The sequence below is a fragment of the Parapedobacter sp. ISTM3 genome, from assembly GCF_016533505.1.
Taxonomy (GTDB): Bacteria; Bacteroidota; Bacteroidia; order Sphingobacteriales; family Sphingobacteriaceae; genus Parapedobacter; species Parapedobacter luteus.
The window spans coordinates 167755-187748 of record NZ_JAENGN010000001.1 but is presented as its reverse complement, the minus strand read 5'-3'; the positions used below and the strand labels follow the sequence as shown (position 1 = coordinate 187748).

At 50.1% G+C, this 19994-nt stretch carries 11 protein-coding genes; 2 read left to right on the top strand and 9 right to left on the bottom strand.

The window, feature by feature from the left end; all coding sequences use genetic code 11:
- Position 1 precedes the first annotated feature (1 nt).
- Positions 2–310, top strand: a complete 309-nt coding sequence (locus tag JHJ32_RS00860; RefSeq protein WP_200119227.1) for a GNAT family N-acetyltransferase — start codon at positions 2–4, stop codon at positions 308–310.
- Positions 297–656, top strand: a complete 360-nt coding sequence (locus JHJ32_RS00855; protein WP_079717305.1) for a hypothetical protein — start codon at positions 297–299, stop codon at positions 654–656. Before JHJ32_RS00860 ends, JHJ32_RS00855 begins: the two co-directional genes overlap by 14 nt.
- Here the strand turns inward: JHJ32_RS00855 and bglX are convergent.
- The 9 genes from bglX to JHJ32_RS00810 all read right to left on the bottom strand — a co-directional run bounded on the left by bglX (position 643) and on the right by JHJ32_RS00810 (position 19978).
- Positions 643–2934: a beta-glucosidase BglX gene (gene bglX / locus JHJ32_RS00850; protein WP_200119226.1), complete on the bottom strand. Its 2292-nt coding sequence runs from the start codon at positions 2932–2934 to the stop codon at positions 643–645. The two genes, JHJ32_RS00855 and bglX, sit on opposite strands and share 14 nt — an antisense overlap.
- Positions 2935–2956: 22 nt before the next feature.
- Positions 2957–4450 (bottom strand): sulfatase, encoded by a 1494-nt coding sequence (locus JHJ32_RS00845; protein WP_200119225.1) that lies wholly within the window; start codon positions 4448–4450, stop codon positions 2957–2959.
- A 12-nt stretch (positions 4451–4462) separates the two neighbouring features.
- On the bottom strand, positions 4463–6229 hold the full coding sequence (locus JHJ32_RS00840; protein WP_200119224.1) for a family 43 glycosylhydrolase: 1767 nt from the start codon (positions 6227–6229) through the stop codon (positions 4463–4465).
- Positions 6230–6331: 102 nt separating this feature from the next.
- Positions 6332–7672 (bottom strand): glucoamylase family protein, encoded by a 1341-nt coding sequence (locus JHJ32_RS00835; protein WP_200119223.1) that lies wholly within the window; start codon positions 7670–7672, stop codon positions 6332–6334.
- Positions 7673–7735: 63 nt separating this feature from the next.
- Positions 7736–9235, bottom strand: coding sequence for a RagB/SusD family nutrient uptake outer membrane protein (locus JHJ32_RS00830; protein ID WP_200119222.1), 1500 nt, complete (start codon positions 9233–9235; stop codon positions 7736–7738).
- Positions 9236–9253: 18 nt separating this feature from the next.
- Positions 9254–12280: a TonB-dependent receptor gene (locus JHJ32_RS00825; protein WP_200119220.1), complete on the bottom strand. Its 3027-nt coding sequence runs from the start codon at positions 12278–12280 to the stop codon at positions 9254–9256.
- Between the two features lie 340 nt (positions 12281–12620).
- Positions 12621–15512, bottom strand: coding sequence for a triple tyrosine motif-containing protein (locus JHJ32_RS00820; RefSeq protein ID WP_200119218.1), 2892 nt, complete (start codon positions 15510–15512; stop codon positions 12621–12623).
- Between the two features lie 91 nt (positions 15513–15603).
- Positions 15604–18045 carry a TonB-dependent receptor gene (locus JHJ32_RS00815; RefSeq protein WP_200119216.1) on the bottom strand — a complete coding sequence of 814 codons (2442 nt, stop codon included), beginning with the start codon at positions 18043–18045 and terminating at the stop codon, positions 15604–15606.
- 292 nt (positions 18046–18337) lie between these two features.
- On the bottom strand, positions 18338–19978 hold the full coding sequence (locus JHJ32_RS00810) for a PspC domain-containing protein (protein ID WP_079717314.1): 1641 nt from the start codon (positions 19976–19978) through the stop codon (positions 18338–18340).
- Positions 19979–19994: the final 16 nt, after the last annotated feature.

Sequence of the window (19994 nt, the reverse complement as noted above, 5' to 3'; positions counted from 1 at the left end):
TATGGAACTACAACAAATGCCCATCGTAAAAGATGAAACACAACGTCAATACCAGCTAACGATAGACGGCCAAGTGGCTTTCATCGATTATAAACAACATGGCAAACGGGTATACCTTATCCACACGGAGGTGCCCGCAACCTTGGAAGGCCGTGGCGTAGCCGCCTCGCTGGTAGGCAAGGTATTTACCCACATCGAGCAAAACGGCGAACTATTGATACCGTTGTGCCCTTATGTGCAGGCATACCTGAAGCGGCACCCCGAATGGAATCATTTAATGGAGAAACAGCCCAACGATGGAAACGTTTGACGTCACTCGCTTATATACGGATGAAAAGGGTGATAGCCGCTTCGAAACCATAAGGTATCCCCTTACCGACGCGGGTCCTATTGGCTACCTTTCTGAGCGATATCCGGTCCGGGAAATTATCTTCCGCAAGGTTCCTGCCGGTTACGATTATACATTTCATAACGCGCCACAGCGACAATTCATCGTGATGCTGGATATCGGCGTGGAAATCGAAACTTCTACGGGCGAAAAGCGGCAATTCCAACCCGGCGAAATCATCTTGGTTGAAGACACCACCGGAAAAGGGCACCGTACCCGTAACCTCGCACCACAGGTCCGGTCTTCGTTATTTATCACTGTAGCGTGAAACGTTTTTCCTGCACATCACGGGCATTTGTGCCCACAAACACGGCAAATTCCCCCGGTTCGGCAACATATTCCAGTTCGGCGTTGTAAAACTTGAGATCTTCTTCCGTCAAGTCAAAGGTGACCTGTTGCGACTGCCCCGGCGCCAAGTGCAGCTTACGGAACCCCTTAAGCTCTTTGACCGGGCGCGTCACCGACCCAGCCAAATCACGGATGTACAGCTGCACGACTTCCTCACCGGCATAATCACCCGTATTGGCCACATCCACGCTGACCTGGAGCTTACCGTCCCGCTGGAGCTCGGTCGTACTGAGCGTCAACTCACCGTAGGCAAACGTCGTATAGCTCAGTCCATATCCAAAAGGATAAAGCGGATCGTTGCTCACGTCGAGGTAATTGGAGCGAAATTTTTGAAACCACTGCCCATCTGCCAATGGCCGTCCCGTGTTTTTATGGCTGTAGTACAAAGGCACTTGTCCCACGTGCTGCGGAAACGTGGCCGGCAATTTCCCCGAGGGATTTACATCCCCAAAGAGCACATCAGCCACGGCCTTTCCGGTTTCCGTACCCCCGAACCACACATTCAGGATGGCGGGCACATGCTCATTTTCCCAGGTAAGCGTAAGTGGCCGTCCTGTGAACAGCACCAGCACCACCGGCTTGCCGGTCTCCAGCAACTTGGCCAATAACCGTTGCTGTACAGCAGGAATGCTGATATCGGTACGGCTGGAGCTCTCGCCGCTCATCTCCGAACTTTCTCCCAAGGCCGCAATGATCACATCCGCCTGTCCGGCGACTGCCAAAGCCTCGGCGATCACCTCCTGCTCGGGCCGTTCATCGCGGGGTATGGTACGCCCGAACATCGTGGCCCGCTCTTGATACGCTGCATCCTCCAGCAGGTTCGACCCGTGGTGATGGACAATCTTCACCTGGTTACCCAACGCATCACACATTCCCTCCAGCAGGGAAGGCGTGTTTTCCAGATCAGCGCTCACACTCCACGTGCCCGGCATGTTGGCGCCGGTATTCGTCAGTGGCCCGATCAGTGCTACCGTCCCCTGCTTTTTAAGAGGCAGTACATGCCCTTCATTTTTCAGCAACACGAACGACTTTCCTGCAGCCGTTCGCGCCTTGGCCAAATGTTCGGCGTTCAGAATCACTTCCTTTGCCCGGTTATCATCGATATAACGGAACGGATCTTCAAACAGCCCGAGTTTATACTTCGCCTCCAATACGAGCCGGCAGGCACGATCGATATCGGCCGCGCTTACTTTACCTTCGTCCAACGATTTTTTCAGTGTAGTCAGAAATCCCTCGCCCACCATATCCATTTCCACCCCGGCCTTCAGCGATAGGGCAGACACTTCCTGTAAGTCGCCTAACCCGTGGTCAATAAGTTCGTTGACTGCCGTATAATCCGTCACGACAAACCCGGTGAACCCCCATTGATTGCGCAACACATCCGTCATCAACCATTTATTGGCTGTAGCGGGCACCCCGTTGATGTCATTGAAAGCGGTCATCACACTACCAGCCCCTGCATCGATAGCCGCTTTGTACGGAGGCAAGTATTCGTTATACATGCGGTGCAGGCTCATATCCGTTGTATTATAGTCGCGCCCTGCCTCAGCAGCCCCATATAGCGCAAAATGCTTAACACACGCCATCAACGTGTTATGAGCGGCGAGGTCGTCACCCTGATAGCCCCGTACCATCGCCTCAGCAATGCGCGACCCAAGGTAGGTGTCTTCGCCGCTACCTTCGGATATCCGCCCCCAGCGTGCGTCACGCGAGATATCTACCATGGGTGAGAATGTCCAGTTCAACCCGTCAGCTGAAGCCTCCATGGCAGCAATGCGTGCAGTCTCCTGGATAAGTTCCATATCCCAGGAAGCCGCAAGGCCCAGCGGAATCGGAAACATCGTTTTATAACCATGAATAACATCCATTCCGAAAATGATGGGAATTTTCAGTCTTGAGTGATTGACCGCCAGTTCCTGTGCAGCACGGATACGCTGCGGCGTGCTCATGCTGAAGATCCCGCCGATCTTTCCTTCTTTGATTTTGGATTCCACGTCGGTACTGACCACTGATCCGGTCACAGCCTCTCCCGCAGTGACCAAATTGAGCTGTCCGATTTTCTCATCGATGGTCATCCGGCTCATCAGTTCGCTGACAAAGCGGTCCATATCGTTGTTATGTTGTTGGGAAAATGCCTCGTTCTTGACTATACCAAGGGCTAAGCAAGCGAGAATCACCAGTTGAGTATGTGTTTTCATAATTGTTATACGTGATAAAGCATCAATATGTGCCACGGTAGCGGTGATCGATACGTTTCTGATCAATCCTTTTAAGAGGTATCTGCATACCATCTGTAGCCTCCAGCCAGTCCCAGAGTTCTTTCTTCAACTGACCGGCAATCTCCTGCGACTGGGGATCGCGGATCAGGTTGTTCATTTCATACGGATCATTCTCCAGGTCATACAGCTCATTGGCATCCCATAGCCCGTGGTTAAAAATATATTTGTATCGGTCGGTGCGTACGGCAAAGATAGTGGGCGTTTGCGGGAATGCCCATTCCCAATAATATTCGTAATACACCTTATCGCGCCACCCTTCGATAGACTTACCCTGCAGTAACGGCAGGAAAGAATAACCCTGCATCTGCTCCGGTTTTTCCATACCGATCAAGTCGAGGACGGTAGGACCGATATCGACATTCATCACCATCTGGCTGATTTTCGTTTGCGGCTTGACCAATTTCGGCGACCAGGCCAGCAGCGGTACCCGCATAGATGCCTCGTACGCGTTCCGCTTGTCGATCAGGCCATGTTCACCGAAAAGGAACCCATTGTCACCCATGTAAACCACCAGTGTATTTTCGGCGAGGCCCCGCTCCTCAAGCCAGGCGATAACAGCGCCGATGCTCTCATCAACGCTGCGGAGCGTCTCGCAGTACTGGCGATAGAAATCCTCAAATACGATCGCTCCATCGTACATATAATCCACGCCATGCCAGCTGTATCGTTGTTTGCGCACCCATTCCGGTATATCTTCCCGGTTCACCGGGCCATCGTAAGGCGTTTCGGTACCCACCCGCATGCTACTGTCTGTCGCGGTCAGGTACATGGAAGGCGGGGTCACAACCGGCATGTCTTTATAAGTCCCCCGGTGCCTTTCGGCAGGCTCGAACTCAGCATGCACGCCCTTGTGAGATAGGTACAGGAAAAACGGCTGCTCGCTGTCTAAGCTGTTAAGCCAGTCGATGGCATATTCGGTCAGCAGATCGGTCGTGTAGCTTCCTTCGGGCTGCTTCACTTCCTCCCCGTTGATATTGAACGTCGGCGAATAGTACACCCCCTGCCCCCTGAAGCTCACCCACTGGTCGAACCCGGGCTGTTTACCCGCACCTTCATTACCCATATGCCACTTGCCGAAAAACCCGGTTTTATACCCCTTTTGCTGCATATACTGCGGAAAGAAGGTGAGCCCTTCGGGCATGGGCGCATTGTTATCTACAATGGTATGCGTATGCGCATATTGACCGGTAAGAATAGACGCCCGGCTGGGCGAACAGAGGGAAGTAGAAACAAAAGCATTCTCCAGGTGCGCCCCTTCCCGCGCCATGCGGTCCATATGGGGTGTTTCCAGATGGGGTACCTTGTCCATGAATCCCATGAAGTCATACCGGTGGTCATCGCTCAAGATGAACACCACATTATACGGTTTGCCGGGCTGGGCATATCCGAAAACCACCGCCCCCCAAATACCCAAAAACAAAAAAATCCTTTTCATCAGTCGTTTGTTCTATTCAACCCGTTTTACTTCACTCCTCGCGGACACCCCGTTTTCATTGATCGCCTCGATGGCAAAGTAGTAAGGCTTTTGGCTGTCCATCGCCTTGTAATAATACTCGTTGGCACCATGCACCATGATGCAGTTGTACAGCTTATCCGGTGCCAGGCCGGTATAGATGTTGTACGCATACGCGTCGTCTACGGGGCTCCACTTGATCCACGCACTACGCTTATCTTTTTCCGTGCGCATGACGATAAAATCCTCCACCGAATCAGGCTTGCGGCCCTGCCCCCTCCCAAACACGCGAAGGCCGCTGATGGCAAATTTTCCGGTAGGCATGTGTATGTTTTCCAGCCGGATATACCGCGCTTGTACCGGAGCCTCAAGTTCCACGTAATCATGCGGGACATCGGTATCATTTTGGCTCTTATCTACCAGTACCTTCCAGCGTTTGCCGTCCTCCGAGTAAGATAGGATGTATCGGTGATATATGCCCTGCATTTTACCTAAATAGGCACTATCTGCATCCTGATCGGCATAATTAATCTGGACGGCGTGTACGGTACTGACGGCTCCAAGATCACTTTGTATCCATTCGCCCTTATCGCCGCTGGCGGCGCTCCAATAGGTCTTCATGCTCTCATCCACGGCATGGTTTGCCGGATACGCCGCGCCAAGGGTGGAAGACACTTGCACCGGCTTGTTGTAATTGAGCAGCATCCAGCCCGTAAACCTGCTCCGCAGATGATCAGTAGGTCCGTCGGGCAGATAATGCGGATAATCCCCAAATACGGTGTTACAATACATCACACCGTCAGCATCGAACGCCGCGGGCCACATGCCCAGCCTCCGTTCGAAATTATTTTTTACGCCTAAGACAACGGTTGCCACATGCCAATAGTTGCCATCGTTATCCTGGAATGTCGCCCCATGTCCCGCGCCCCGCGCAAAGCCACCAGGTTTATAGCTCAGTGGGTCAGACTGTGTTGCAAACGGACCCAGGGGGCTGTCACCAACAGCCACCCCATCGGCATACCCGCTGAACTCAGTGCCCGGGGCTGCATATTGCAGGTAATACTTACCGTTGTGCTTGGTCATGTGGGCCCCCTCGATAAACGGGTCGAGAAAGGTATTATCCATGTATTCGCCGAAGCGCTGCCAACCGTAGCGCCAGTCTTCCAGCAGATATAGCTCCTTACGGGTGCCTATCGGTTCCATGGTCTGCCGGTTCAATTCGATGCCGTAAAGCGGATAACGGTTGCTGCTACCATTATACATGTAGAAGCGGCCATCATCATCTGTAAAAAAATCCGGGTCCCAGCCGCCTATGGCGAACGAGTCGACCAGCGGCTGCCACTCGTTGGCCTTGGGGTTGGTACTCATCCAGATGGTAAACTTGTCCGTATAGGTAGAGCCGAATACAAGCATGGTATCGCCCACGATTCCCACAGCCGGTGCACAGAGCTCATCATACACATCCCCGTTCCACGGACGCAAAAATTTCTTGGACACAAAGTTCCATTTCGACAAGTCGCTGCTCCACCAATAGCCCCACTGATTGGTGCTAAAGAGATAGTAGTCGCCCTTGTAGTTCACAATGACGGGATCAGCCGTGGCGCGATGCCGCCCCCATTCCGAAAAATTAGGAATCGGTGTATAACCATAGTCGATATTTATCGGATTGCAGTACGTGCGCGGTACCTGGGCGCGGATGGTTCCGCTGCATAGCAACCAAGCTCCAATAACCAACCAACCATATTTCCAATGATGTTTCATGCTTTTTATGCTGTATGCGTTATGCCTATAGCTTACGGTGTTCTGACCACTCATCACTGCTCACCGACCATTCACCACCGATCACGGATCACCAACTACCCATTAAATCTCCGGGCTTTCGAATCCCAGCTTTTTCAATCCTTCTTTAATTTCTGGTGCCCCCATAAACAGTTTCCAGAGCAACCCACTGCGGTAGTTTTCAATCATCACAGGTATCGGCCCCTGGTCGATTGCGAGGTAACGTTGGGGGAACCAATCGGCTGTTTCGCTGTACGCATCATAAAATCCGTATTTGCCCCACACTTTATCCCCCAAGTGCTCATACAAGTAGCGTATTACCTCCATACTGTATTCGGGCGTGTACGGAAAAGAAGACAGCGCCGCCGTAGGCGCAATGACACCCAAGTCTTCGTCGGGATTGTGAGCTGCGTATCCCTTTATGGAATAGCTTGCCGTGAGCCCCCAGGCATTGGGCCCATACCCTTTAAAACCCTTCGGGTTTTCGATACAATACTTACGATGGATAAGCGCATGACTCGTGTTGAGCTGCCAATAGTCGGCGTACCGGTCTTTCAATCCCTTGGGATTGAGGCCGAGGTACGAATAGTGCGACCAAAACAGCGGCCCTACTCCCGTGCTGTCCCTGACGTTGTGGCGCAACTCAATCGGGTGGCCATAACGTTCGGCATTTGACTTAATAGCGCCTCCACGGGCCCACCCTTCATGGTACACTTCAGCAGGGACGCCGTGGGTCGGCGAAGAGGCGGCCAATATATAGGTAATGAGGCATTCATCATAGCCCCTTATGGGATGGTTGGCGGCCCAGCCCGCCGTGGGGCTCCAGTGCCAGTACAGCACGTTTTGTCCGCCTTGGCGATACCAGTCCCATTCAATAGCTTTCCAGAGGGCATCGGCGCGTGCAGCCAATTGCTTTTCGTATTCATCGCCCTGCTGGAAATATTCCCTCACGCAGATCAGCGCCTGCGCCATGAAAGCGGTTTCTACCAAATCACCGCCATTGTCATTTTTGCTGAAAGGCTTTGCCTTACCCGTTGGGCCTTCAAGCCAATGTGGCCAAGCGCCATGGAAGCGGTCGGCTTTTTCGAGGTAACCAATGACCCGCTCAAATCGCTCGACACCTTCCTGCCGCGTGATGAATTCGCGCTCGATACCCACCAATAGTGCCATCAGGCCAAAGCCACTGCCACCGATGGTAACGACATCCTCGTCATTCTGCGGATATTCACCATCGATATGGATACGCTCTCGCGCCATACCCGACACCGGCTCGGCACCTTCCCAAAAGTATTGGAAAGTTTGGCGTTGCACCAGGGTAAGCAGGGAATCGTCGGATAGTGAAGTCGGTTGCCCTTCATTATTTGTAGGTGTTGTATGACAGGCGAGAAACAGCCCAAACAACGCAATTGATAACAAAACTCTCATTCGGATTAAGAAAATTAAATAAAAAGGACAGATGGATGTTACCAACACCGTCCTTGTCAAGGATTACCGGTAGTCCGGATTCTGCTCAAGTACTCCACCGGAACGGTCGATTTCGACCTGCGGAATTGGGATGAACCGATGCCGCGGTTGATAGCTCGTCTTACCCGCCGCGTGGAACGTCTCCACGTCTATACCCCATCTGACCAGATCATAGAAGCGTTCGTTTTCCATACCCAGTTCTACCTGTCGCTCATGCCGAATGGCTTGGCGAAGCTCCTCTTGATCGCGTGTAGTCACCGGCGGCAATATATCAACATTCGCTCCCCTAGCACGGGCCCGCACCTGTTCGAGGTATTCCAAAGCCAAATCCGTATTCCCCATTTCGTTTGCGGCCTCCGCAGCCATGAGCACCACATCAGCATACCGTATCACCCGAAAATTAAACCATTGCCCTTGGCGACTGCCGGTGGATCTCCGGATCGATGGATTTGTATACACCTTTTTGTTCCAGTAATCTCGTTCAAGTCCGCCGGGAATACGTTCGCCGTACGGCGCGTTCACACTGTCGGAATAAAGTACCGTGACATCCTTCCGCGGGTCGCCCTCTTCGAATGCGCTCAATAAGATTTCATTGGGCACATTCCAACCCCACCCCAGATCGAACTCGCCTGCTCCCCGAACACCCTGCCTGCTAGCCAATGTGATGCCTAGGCCCGTATTATTTTGCGTATAATGGGCCTGAATTTCAAAAACAGACTCCTTGCTGTTTTCGCTTTCCTCCCGGAATATCATATCGTAAGGGACACTTAAGTCGTATTCGCCAGATGAGATAACCGCTTCAGCCGCAGCTAATGCAGCGCCCCAACTCCCCCTCGCTAAATGCGTTTTTGCCTGCAAAGCCAACGCCGCACCGCGTGTAATCCGTCCGCTGAACCGTTCTTCCCACCGATTGGGCAGTACGGCAACGGCAGCGTTCAGGTCTTCATCAATCAACGCGTAAATCTCCGCAATGCTCGATTTGGGTACGATGGCTTGATCTTGTGTATAGATCCTGAAATCTATCTTCGGCACTTCACCAAATGTGCGGACCAAATTGAAATAGGCAAACGCCCGGACAAACCTTGCCTCACCGACATTGACAGCAGTCAATTCCGTTGGGTTTTCCAGACTATCTGCATCATTGATCAGGTTGTTGGTCAGCGCAATCAAGCTGTAATGATTGGTCCAATAATTATTGATCAACCAGTAATCCAGCGGATAGCCAAAGTCATCAAATATCGGCCCTGCTCCTGCCTCGTCGCCGACACCTCCGCCGATATTGGCATCATCTGCCCGGATATTGTGGATAGCCACATACGGAAGGCCACTTGTACCTTCACTCCGCAATCCAGCGTAAATACCAAACACCTGTCCTTCCAACGAACCGGCAGGCATATCATCCTCGGTCCATCTACCAAGGGGCTCTCCACCAAGCCAATCTTCTCCGCATGCGGTTACCAGGATTGTAGACAATATCCCCAGTGCCAGGTAAGTCAATCTTTTTCTTTTATATTGCGTTTTCATGTTCAATAGCTCTGTAGGTTAGAAATTCAGGTTAATACCAAATGTATAGATGGCGGGCACAGGATAGGTGCCATTATCCACGCCAAATTGGATGGCAGACCCTCCAATTTCCGGCGTATATCCGGTATTTTTAGCAAACGTGAAAGGATTTTGCGCATTGACAAACATCCGGACGTTCTTTAACCGCAACCGTGTTGCCACTTCTTGGGCCAAGTTATAGCCAAGCTGTATATTCCGGATACGTACGAAACTACCATCTTCAATAAAATACGAAGATATCTCTCGGTTGTTGGCACGCGATGTATTCAGTATCGGCTCCCAATTGGATGTACCCTCACCATGCCAACGGTTCTGACGATCTGCTTGGAAGTTAAACTGCGCAAACTGATTACGGTTCCAATCACGAAAAATTTCATTCCCCTGTACACCCATCACCTCCACGCCGAGATCAAACTGCCGGAAGGTAACGCTTATATTGGCTCCATAGATGAAATCGGGTGTAGGATTACCAATCATTGTCCTATCGCTGGCATCAATCCGGTTATCGCCATTGATGTCCTTATAACGGATATCACCCGGCAAAAAAACGTTGTTGCCTGATCCCATAGCATTTGTGGGGCCTGCGGCAACCTCAGCTTCATTTTGAAAAATGCCATCGTGGACATAGCCATAGAAGTACCCGATCGGGTAGCCTACCGTGGTACGTGAAGCGTTTCGCAAGATCTGATAGCCCTCATTCACCAAGAACGTCACTTCATTAGATAGGGTGGTTAGATTGGCCCCAACCGAGAATGACCAATCGTCATTAAGTTGTTGGTTCCACGAAGCTGCTAATTCGATGCCATGGTTTTTGATGGTTCCCTGGTTTGAAAGTCCAGGTTTCGTGCCCAAAATACCTGGCACCTCCACCATGATATGCCTCGTCAGTTTATTGTAGTAGTTGGCTTCCATCGTAAGCCGACTTGCAAAACCGGTAAACTCAAAACCGGTTTCCCAAGCTGTGACAGTTTCCCATTGCAAGTTTGGATCAGGGATATATTGCGGCTCATAACCGGGGAAAATATTGTTTCCAAATACAGCGGAGCTGTTTGCAACCAACAAGGGAAACATCGGATATCGATAATCATCACCGGTATTTTGATTTCCCAGCACCCCCCAAGAACCTTTAATTTTCAGGTTATCAATAAACGACGCCTCCGACAGGAAGTTTTCCTCACTTATCACCCACGCCGCGCCGACAGATCCAAAGTTTTGCCATGGATTACTTTCGATAAAGGCTGAGCTTCCGTCTCTCCTAAATGATGCATTGAGCAGATATTTACCTTGGTAATTGTATAGCACCCGACCTAGGTAAGAAATTGTCCTCCGTTCCCATGCGGTGCCGTTACTTTCCTGTGTATCCGTAGATCCGATGCCAACAAACCATTTATCCGGATCATTGGGTATCGGATCACCCGATCCCTGGCCGCGCCTTGCGGTTAGTCCTTCAAAACGGGTGCTATACGTTGTATATCCAACCAACGCAGTGAGGGAATGTTCACCAAACGTATTTTTGTAAGTCAACAACCAGTCTGTTTGCAATTTAGTCATGTTGTTTTGTCCTTGGTTCACATCGGTGAGCAATCCTACACGATCGGTTTTATCTTCCCCCGTCAAATCAGGATTGTAATAATTCCTCAGCGGCGTATATGACCTATCCTTGTTAAAACCAAAGTCCCCGAGGAAGGAAGCCCGGAACGTAAAGTGCTGCAAAAAATCAACCTCACCGAATACACTTCCCACGCCGCGATATTCATGGCGGATAAAGTTACCACGCCGCAGCTCTACATTCGTCAACGGATTACTTATCTGTGCCCGCTGAAAAAGCGGCAAGGTGTGATACAGACCATATTCTTCATTAAATACCGGGGCGATAGGCGCTGCGCGCAATGCGCTACCTACCGCGCTTTCCATAATATCCTGTGGTGGAGGCAGGTCAGCGTGGTAGGCATTTAAGTTTACGCCCACCCGGAAGTTATCGGTTATGCTTAATTGATCGTTGATGGTAACGGTAATTTTATCAAGTTGCTCATGCCTGATTATTCCCTGGTCAAGGGTATATCCCAGCCCCATATAGAATTTGTTTTTTTCCGAGGCTCCGCTTACGCTGATGTTGTTGTAGTTAAGCATCCCCGTTTGAAAAATCTCATTCTGCCAATCCGTATTGGCTGTCCAGCCATTATAGTTAAACGGTGTAGACCCCTGGTTAGCCAGTTGCTCATCATAAAGCATCCGGAAGCCCGCAGCATCCGTCATCGCCATCCGGTCTACGACACTTTTGAAGCCTACCGTTGAGTTAAAATTAAAGTTAAGCTGACCGGCCTTGGCCTGTTTGGTTGTGAAGGCAATGACACCGTTCGCACCCCGTACACCAAAGATGGCCAACGAAGAAGGATCCTTCAGGATTTCCATAGACTCGATATCTGCCGGATTCAAAAAGTCAATGTTGTCATTTAGGATACCATCTACCACATACAAGGGCCTCACGTTATTGATGGAGTTCGTACCCCGGATTCGTACGTCCGGCTCCTGCCCTGGCCTACCAGAGTTAGTCACTTGCACGCCCGATACGCGTCCTTGCAATGAAGCCACCGGATTTGCTGCCGGCCTATCTGCAATGTCAGCTCCGCTCACTCGAGCAATCGATCCGGTCAAATCCCGTTTTTGGGCAGTACCGTAACCGATGACCACCACTTCTTCCAATTCGGTGCCTTCATCCTCCAACACGACATCCACCGATGTGCGGCCAGCTATAGCCACTTCCTGCGTAGCAAAACCGAGGGATCGGAAAATCAACGTATCCGTTCCTGCTGCCTCGATGGAGTAATTGCCGGTTCCATCTGTTTGGGTGGCTGCCGATGTCCCTTTTACCATAACAGTGACACCAGGTATCCCCCCCGACGTCAGTGCGTCCGTCACTTTCCCGCTTATTCTGTTCTGCTGCCCGTACACCCAGGCAGGCAACATATACAGCAACAATAAGCAGCATGTAAATAAATTCCTCATGTCGTTACTCAATTAAATTGGTTACTTAATCTTTCTTTAATATAGTGTGTTTCATGACCCGACTTTACGAGTTCAATTGGTTTTAAAAAATACAGCCCGCGAGCAGTATTGTTTTGCAAAAGTCTGATGTATGGCCTAACCCAACAAAAAAACAACTTACACATCCCTACATCACCCCTAAAATAATTTCTCATTAAGGAAATAAAATCGAAACAAAAAATTAACAATCAATACATTACAACATAAGCCAACCTGCTCAACCACAGTTAATGTGTGTACAATTTACACTATAGGAGATGAGAGGTAATGATGTAGTAGGTGAGGTGCGATTCCGACGCATTTAGAGCTCCAGAAGAAACTCCGTAAGGTTTTTGTTATGGGGAATATTGAGTTTCTTCCGCAGCCTGTACCGTCTGATTTCCACGCCGCGTGTCGTGATATTGAGTAAGGATGCTATTTCCTTACTGCTCATATTCATCCGCAAGTAGGCACACAACTTTAAGTCATTAGGTACCAATTCGGGGTAATCAGCTTTAAGTTTTTTGAAAAAATTTTCATGCGCTTCGTTGAAACTCTCTTCGAAGACATTCCAATCCCGTTCGTCGCTACGTGCATCTTCAATGATTTTATTGATTTTGCGAAGCTGATCATTGGATAATTTTCGCCCGTCGCTATCCCGGAGCTGGAGCAGCTCATCATGCACGTTATTGAGGAGTTCGTTTTTGTATACGATACTCATTGCTGTATTAGCCAATTCGCGGTTTTTGCTGGCCAGCTCCCGCTCCAATTGCTCATTTTTGAGCTTCATGAGCCGTTGTTCATTTTGCTCGGCCTCTTTTGCCAGTGCTTCCCGTTGCTTTCTATCCATATTGGCTTGTATCAGCTCCCGGTGCTTTTGGATTTTCTGGCGATACCATCCCCTTCCCGCGAGGAGGATAAGCACGAACGACAGCGCGTATACCATCAGGGCTATCCAAGATAGGTACCATGGCGGCAGGATGGTAAATCTGAATTCGGTAATACCGGATTGCATACCGTCGGGAGCCATAGCCCGTACCTTGAAGACGTAATCTCCGTGCCGCAAGTTGGTAAAGTCCTTTTGGGCGGCTTCATCCCATTCAGACCATGTACGGGAGTAGCCTTCCAGGTAAAACTGATAGCGCAGGGGAATCGCGCTATACCAGGGGAGCGCGTAGCTTATTCGAATATTGTTGTGCCGATAGGGGATTTCGGGAGCCGCATCGGCGGTATACTGTGCACTGGAGAGGCTATCGGTAATGTTACTTACGGTACGGATAAGCGGAAGTGGCAAGCGCGGTTTAGCCGCCACCGAGTCGGCTGTTTGGTAAATCGCAAAACCATCGTCCAGACTGATCAGGTATACCTTATCTTTGACTCGGTTGATGCTTTCATAGAAATTCATCATCCGGCCATTGAGGGTTGCAAACTGCATGGAGTCTACTTGAATCGATCCTTTTTCCCCGAAATGGACCCATGAAATACGCCCGCGATTGACAAACCAGTACCGATTAGCGCCCGCATGAATGATTTTATTTGAAGCGGCGAAAGATCCCAGTTGCCCATTTAACTGGTCATAAGCATAAAATCTATCGGTAATGTCATCATATCGATAGAAGCCGCTATCGGTAGCAAATACCGGACGCCCCGCTAACATAAACACATTGATAAAGGCGCTCTTCGGCAGTCCACTTGCCGAATCATACACCTGGGTATGCTGCACGCGTGCAAACGCGTTGTCCAATGTGAGCAGTCGCAGCCCTTGGTAGCCGCTTGCCCATACCCGGTTGTCCGATACCGGCTCGATAAATTGTGAGGGGTCATTATATCCGCTGATGCGGTGCGAAAATTGCCAGCCGCTCGCAGTTCTGTCAAACACCGCCAAGCCGGTATATGTACCCTGCAATAGCCGATCCGGCTGGTTCGGTAGTCGCCTAAGCGCCCAGCCTCCCGTCACGGATGACAGGGGTACCAGTTTATTGCCAAGCACATTGTACGTACCATCGTTGTGGCCACATAGCAGCTGGCCATCCACTACCGAGAGGTCCCACACCTGGCCCTGCGACCCTGCTACCAATGTAAACGTAAAAGGCTCGTAGCTTTTGCCAGCAGGCCACCGGCTGTAAAACAGCCCTTGGTTGGTACCCAGATAGATGTTACCCCCAAATATCCGGGCCGCATACACGGTGCCTATACTGCCACTGTTGTCTGCATAGTAATAAATTGGCGCGTTGATTTCGATCCGGTCGATGCCATTGTCGAGGCCAACCCAAATATTCTGCTGGCGGTCCGCATGAATCCCCAACACCGTGTTGTTCTGCAAACCATTTCCCTTATGAACATGCTGTACGATATGCCCCTGTTCGTCCATAATCACCACGCCTTGGAGTATGGTGCCAAATGCATAATAGTGCTGCAACACCCGCATACCATTATTCAGCTGGGCTGCCTGCAGCAAACCATCGGCGGCATTATGCCATTTGCGGATGGCGGATGTACTATCCATCAAAAACAAGCCCGATTTAGCGGTACCGATAAGCACCTCATCACGCCCGAAGGGCAGCATTGTCAGGATATTTGCCCCATTTAATAGGTCCTTATCCTTTAGGGCGACCAGTTCACCGTCCTTTAGCTCATGAAGGCCCGAAGGTATAAGCTCAATGAACATACGTCCCCGCACATGATGCAAAAAGAGAAATGGTTCGCCACGCCCTTTGATGGCCTGTAGGGCATTATCCTCATAAATATACAAGGTAGAAAACGACTGAAAAAGCACACGGTCGCCATCAATGATAATTTTCCATACCTCATCCCGCACCTGTTCATCACCTCCCAATAACCGACTTATGGACGTGTAGCGCATCTGTCCATAGCCCGAATCCTCCCAATACCCAAACTCGGCCAATCCTCCGGTATATATCCGCCCGGCGCTGTCTACCGCCACGCTCCGTACCGTGCTCTTGTTCGGCAGGTGGTGCAACGCCCAGTATTGGCCATCGAAAACCAGCAATCCGTCAGCATTGGCAACATACATGATACCGTTTTCCCCCGTAGCGACAGCCCAGTTTTGATTCCCCGCTTTGTAGTCCGATTTGGCATATTGCTGCACCAACGGCGAACCGATGCGCTGGATTTCCTGCGCAGGTGCCAGACCGACAGAAAGGAAGACAATGAGGGTGGCTAACGCTTTCAATATGCGAGCTCGGCGATGCATATGGCAAACATAAGGATTTCGGACGTGAACAAAAAACCACCGCCGATTCACATCAGCGGTGGCGAACCACAAATTTATATGCCCAAACACACTAAGGCATATTTATACGGCTTTTTTCCTCACTCTGACCATCATTACGGCGGGCGCCGTTTTTCATGTTGCCAAAGCTGTAGGTGAAGGTAAGCCGCGCAACCCTTGTCTCGTTCTTTTGATTGATAACCGTATTCAAGTTTGCATACTGCGTACGCACGTCCTGTACGCGGGTATCAAAGATGTCGCTTACGGAAAATTTCAAATTTGCTTTTTTATTGTAGAAAGACTTATTCAGCCCGGCATCGATAGACCATTGCGAACCGATACGGTAAATGCTATAAACCAAGGACGATTGGTAGTTGACCGATGTCTCGGCAGTAAAGGTCGGGAGAATGGTAAACGTATGGTTGCTTCTCAGCTGCCAGGCAAACTGTCCTTGGCTAAGGTATTCTCCACCCAGCGGACCATCAAAACCCATATAAAAGGCATTCAAATTGGTGTTGGTATTCCAGAATTTGGTCACCTTTACCGGCACATTCAAATTGCCATACCATATTTCCTGCTTAGCCAAATTATCGCGTGTCACCCATGTACGCTTAGTTACATCATCCTGTCCCATCGACTCGGCAATAACGTCATTCGTGCGGTTATATCCGGCGCTCAAATGGTACTTCTGCATGAGTGTATACGAAAAGTCGAAGGCATGGGTATATTCGGGCCTTAGGTAGGGGTTACCCTGTTCGGATGTATATTGGTCAAGAAAATACTCGAACGGATTGAGGTTGCCATAATTTGGCCGATTGATCCGTTTGCTGTACGAGAGGCCGGTCTGATGATTATCCGAAATGTTATAGTTGAGGAATACGCTTGGAAAAAAATCAAGATAATCCCGCTTGATGCGATTGGCCATGGTGATGGAGTTGCCATCAGACACCGTGTATTCGCTCCTCAACCCAGCCTGGATGCCCAGCTTGCCTAAGGTGGTGCTGTAATTTAAGTAAGCCGCGGCGACCTGTTCCTCGTACAAGAAATGGTTAGTGCGTCCCACGTCATTCTGCCATACACCGCCAACCTGATTTTCAAACCGCATATCATTGTCTGACGATACGTTGCTGTATTTCATTCCGGTTTCTATCTTATTTTTATTTCCCTTTCCAAAGGGGTGGGTATAATCTACCTTAGCTACGCGAATATTGATAATCGTAGGCATATTGCTCCGCGACAGCAAAGGCTGCCCCTTGATATCGCCCGACGGCAAGTAAAATGTATTGTTGTAGTCGGCATCATTCCGGTTTGAAAAGCGCGATACATCGACGTCAGCTACCAATTTCCGTCCATTGCTATCAATGGTAAACTGGTTGTTTGCGTTGATTGCAAAGCTACGGTAGCTACCGTCAAACAACGAAGAAGTAAACAACGTTGAATCCGGCGACAAGATGGTACGGCCTATCAACGTATTACTCGAATTATTATTGTCGTTCCCACTGGCGTAGCCACTTAGCAGTACGCCCACCACATTGCGGTCGGAGGTGTTATAGTCTACCCCTGCCCGGTAGGAGTGGTTTCTGTTCCTCCGGTTGAACTCGGTATATTGCTGGAAATCGGTGTTGACATCCTGCTGCACGATAGAACGGAAAATGCCTATCTCATTACCACCTTCGTTGTCCATGTAACTATAGGTACCAAACACGTTTAGCCGGTTCACTTTGTGATTAAGGTTCAACGACGTGTTTGCCTTATGGCCAAACCCGTATCCTGTGCCCGCGGTAAATGTACCATTCGTGCCTGCCATCCGGTTTTTCTTCAGCACGATATTGATCATGCCCGCCGTGCCCGAAGCGTCATATTTGGACGAGGGATTCGTAATCAGCTCAATGGATTTGATGGTATTGCCATCCGTATTGCGCAGAAAGTTGGCCAACTGCTCGGCAGACAGGTAGGTCTGCTTGCCATCGATCATGATGATCACACCCTGTTTTCCCATCAGGCTGATGTTGTCATCCTTGTCTACAGTCACGCCAGGTGACCGCTCCAAAATATCCATTGCCGTATTGCCGGCGGCCAGCGTGGAATTTTCCACGTTGACGACCATCATGTCGGGTTTCCGTTCTACCAGTGGCCGCTGCGGTGCTGTCACCGCCACTTCATCCAATACCGTATTGGTATTTTTCAGGACCAAGGGAGCAAGGTTCTTTGCAGCTGTCGCCGACGCGATTTCTACGACTTCGCTCAAGGCGTCTTCATATCCCACCAATACGGCCCTAACCAAATATGTACCCTGCTGCACCCCGGTAAACATGAAGTTTCCGGTTTCATCGGGGAAAGCCGTCTTTACCACTGACGAGTCCCTTGCCGCCAATAAATTAACGGTGGCTAAATCCAGCGGTGCGTTCTTTTCATCGAGCACCCGGCCCGCGATAGAAGCCTGTTGGGTGTACGCTGCAGTCGCCAGAATTGTCGTAAGAAGAAAGGCTATAAGTGTGTGTTTAAAATGCTTCATGTTGCTTAGTAACTGTACAGAACCCCCCTTATCAAAAAGCCTAACGCTTTTTAATCAACTGAATTACTGTATTTTATGCGATTTTTATTTTAGAACTGTATGGTGCTGTTTTGTTATCTGTGTTTTATCTACATCGTTTATTTTTGTCCATATGACGCCATATGTGGTCAAAAAGTTGCATGGTACGTTTTTATTTTTTTGCTACGCAGATACAAAGCACTTGATTTCGTTCACTATCACCAATTATTTTTGACGAAATGCCTATTTGGGGTGACGAACAGTCGTTTTTTCATCAGTTCGATGCCGAAGTGTCTGCGATACTGTCGACCTGCATGGTATCGACAGCCCCAGGGGCCTCTTCAATGGCCGACGGTGCGATCGCACATTTCAGGCCCGATTCAGCCATTATCCACTCTGTTTTATCGGGTGCATTTCCATCTGCATATCCATAAAGCCCTTCACATTGGTTAAACGGCAAATCCGATACGTGACGGCGCAGCTCCCTGTCAATAATAAGCCTTGTGCCTACCGGGATGTTCAGTTTGAGGTAAAGCCGTTGATCACGCATCAGCTCTTCATTTGCAATATTGAAATGACTGTCGAATATCAAGCTATCGCCCTGTTGCTGGAAGTGATAATCAATTTTACCGGCACGTTCGGCAGCCAATTCATAGGTAGCACCGCGTGCTACATATTCGTAGGTGACCGAAGGAGTCTGCGTGGAGTCGACTTTGACAATGCGCATGTGCATACGGCTTTGCCATTCCAGGAAGTTGCGGTTGCGGATGGTGGCACGGTGCCGGATGCGCGATGCCCTATCCAATGAATCATTTTGGAGCCGGATGACGGTGAGGTCGTTCTTGGACAGGTAATAAACCGGCTGCCTTTCCAGCGGCTGTTCTTCCACTACCGTGCTCTCCTCGCGGAAGTCATTGACGGTCCGCGTAGCATATACGATAGTGAATCCTGCCGCTATCAGCCATGCGGCGAGCAGTATGAATCCAGTATATTGGCCCATCACCGGTCGATTGAATAAGATACGGATAATTAATGCCACAAGCGCTATGAATGGAATCACTGCTACCACCAACGCGCTAATCAGCACGGGAGTACGGGAGCCCGGTTCAATGACGTTCAGCGGAAACATGGCCATATCCGTGTCCGCTCCGAGAAAGCCGAAGGAAGCCACGATACTGATGACCAGTACTACCAGGCCGCCGCATAAGCCTACGATAAACAATACGCCGATGACCTTAGCCAATACGACAAATGCCTTTACAAGAAAATTGCCGGCCGAGTCCAGACCCCTTCTAAGCCCTGCCTCGGCCCCGGTAAAATTTGATCGGAGGCCCTCCATTTCCTCCTGAAAACTGCGTTTGAAATTCTGCAAATTGGGCGCTTCGCCCCGCATAGCCATCCGATCTGCACGCGTACGGGCAAGCGGCATGACTATCCATAGGATGATATACAGCAGGAGACCAGTACCCCCAAAGACGAACAACAGCACGAGGATGAGCCGTATCCAACGGGCCTCGATACCGAAGTAATGCCCAAGGCCGCTACACACCCCGCCGAACACCTTATCGTCAGGGTCGCGCATCAGCTTCCGTTGCCCGCTCATGTGGGGTATCTCGTATGATGCTTCGGTGTAGGCCTCTTGCTGGTCGCCGGTCTCGAAGTCACTCACGCGTCCCATTTGGGCGATAACATCGTTGACATCCTCCATAGTGATGACTTCCTTCTTACCCTGGAAAATCCGCTCATTAAACATTTCGGCGATCCTGTTTTCGATATCGCCGACAATTTCGTGGCTGTCAGCCGTGTGTCCGAAGTGCTTTTTTACATCGATCATATACGAGCGAAGCACTTCATAGGCATCTTCCTCGATGTGGAACACGATGCCGTTTATATTGATGATGATGGTCCTGTTCATTTTCTTGTGGTTTTTA

What these genes read in the sequence shown, in the direction of transcription:
- JHJ32_RS00825 (WP_200119220.1), bottom strand. Translation starts at nt 12,280, where the DNA reads ATGAGGAATTTATTTACATGCTGCTTATTGTTGCTGTATATGTTGCCT.
- JHJ32_RS00815 (WP_200119216.1), bottom strand. Translation starts at nt 18,045, where the DNA reads ATGAAGCATTTTAAACACACACTTATAGCCTTTCTTCTTACGACAATT.
- JHJ32_RS00810 (WP_079717314.1), bottom strand. Translation starts at nt 19,978, where the DNA reads ATGAACAGGACCATCATCATCAATATAAACGGCATCGTGTTCCACATC.
- JHJ32_RS00835 (WP_200119223.1), bottom strand. Translation starts at nt 7,672, where the DNA reads ATGAGAGTTTTGTTATCAATTGCGTTGTTTGGGCTGTTTCTCGCCTGT.
- JHJ32_RS00845 (WP_200119225.1), bottom strand. Translation starts at nt 4,450, where the DNA reads ATGAAAAGGATTTTTTTGTTTTTGGGTATTTGGGGGGCGGTGGTTTTC.
- JHJ32_RS00820 (WP_200119218.1), bottom strand. Translation starts at nt 15,512, where the DNA reads ATGCATCGCCGAGCTCGCATATTGAAAGCGTTAGCCACCCTCATTGTC.
- JHJ32_RS00860 (WP_200119227.1), top strand. Translation starts at nt 2, where the DNA reads ATGGAACTACAACAAATGCCCATCGTAAAAGATGAAACACAACGTCAA.
- JHJ32_RS00840 (WP_200119224.1), bottom strand. Translation starts at nt 6,229, where the DNA reads ATGAAACATCATTGGAAATATGGTTGGTTGGTTATTGGAGCTTGGTTG.
- JHJ32_RS00855 (WP_079717305.1), top strand. Translation starts at nt 297, where the DNA reads ATGGAAACGTTTGACGTCACTCGCTTATATACGGATGAAAAGGGTGAT.
- JHJ32_RS00830 (WP_200119222.1), bottom strand. Translation starts at nt 9,235, where the DNA reads ATGAAAACGCAATATAAAAGAAAAAGATTGACTTACCTGGCACTGGGG.
- bglX (WP_200119226.1), bottom strand. Translation starts at nt 2,934, where the DNA reads ATGAAAACACATACTCAACTGGTGATTCTCGCTTGCTTAGCCCTTGGT.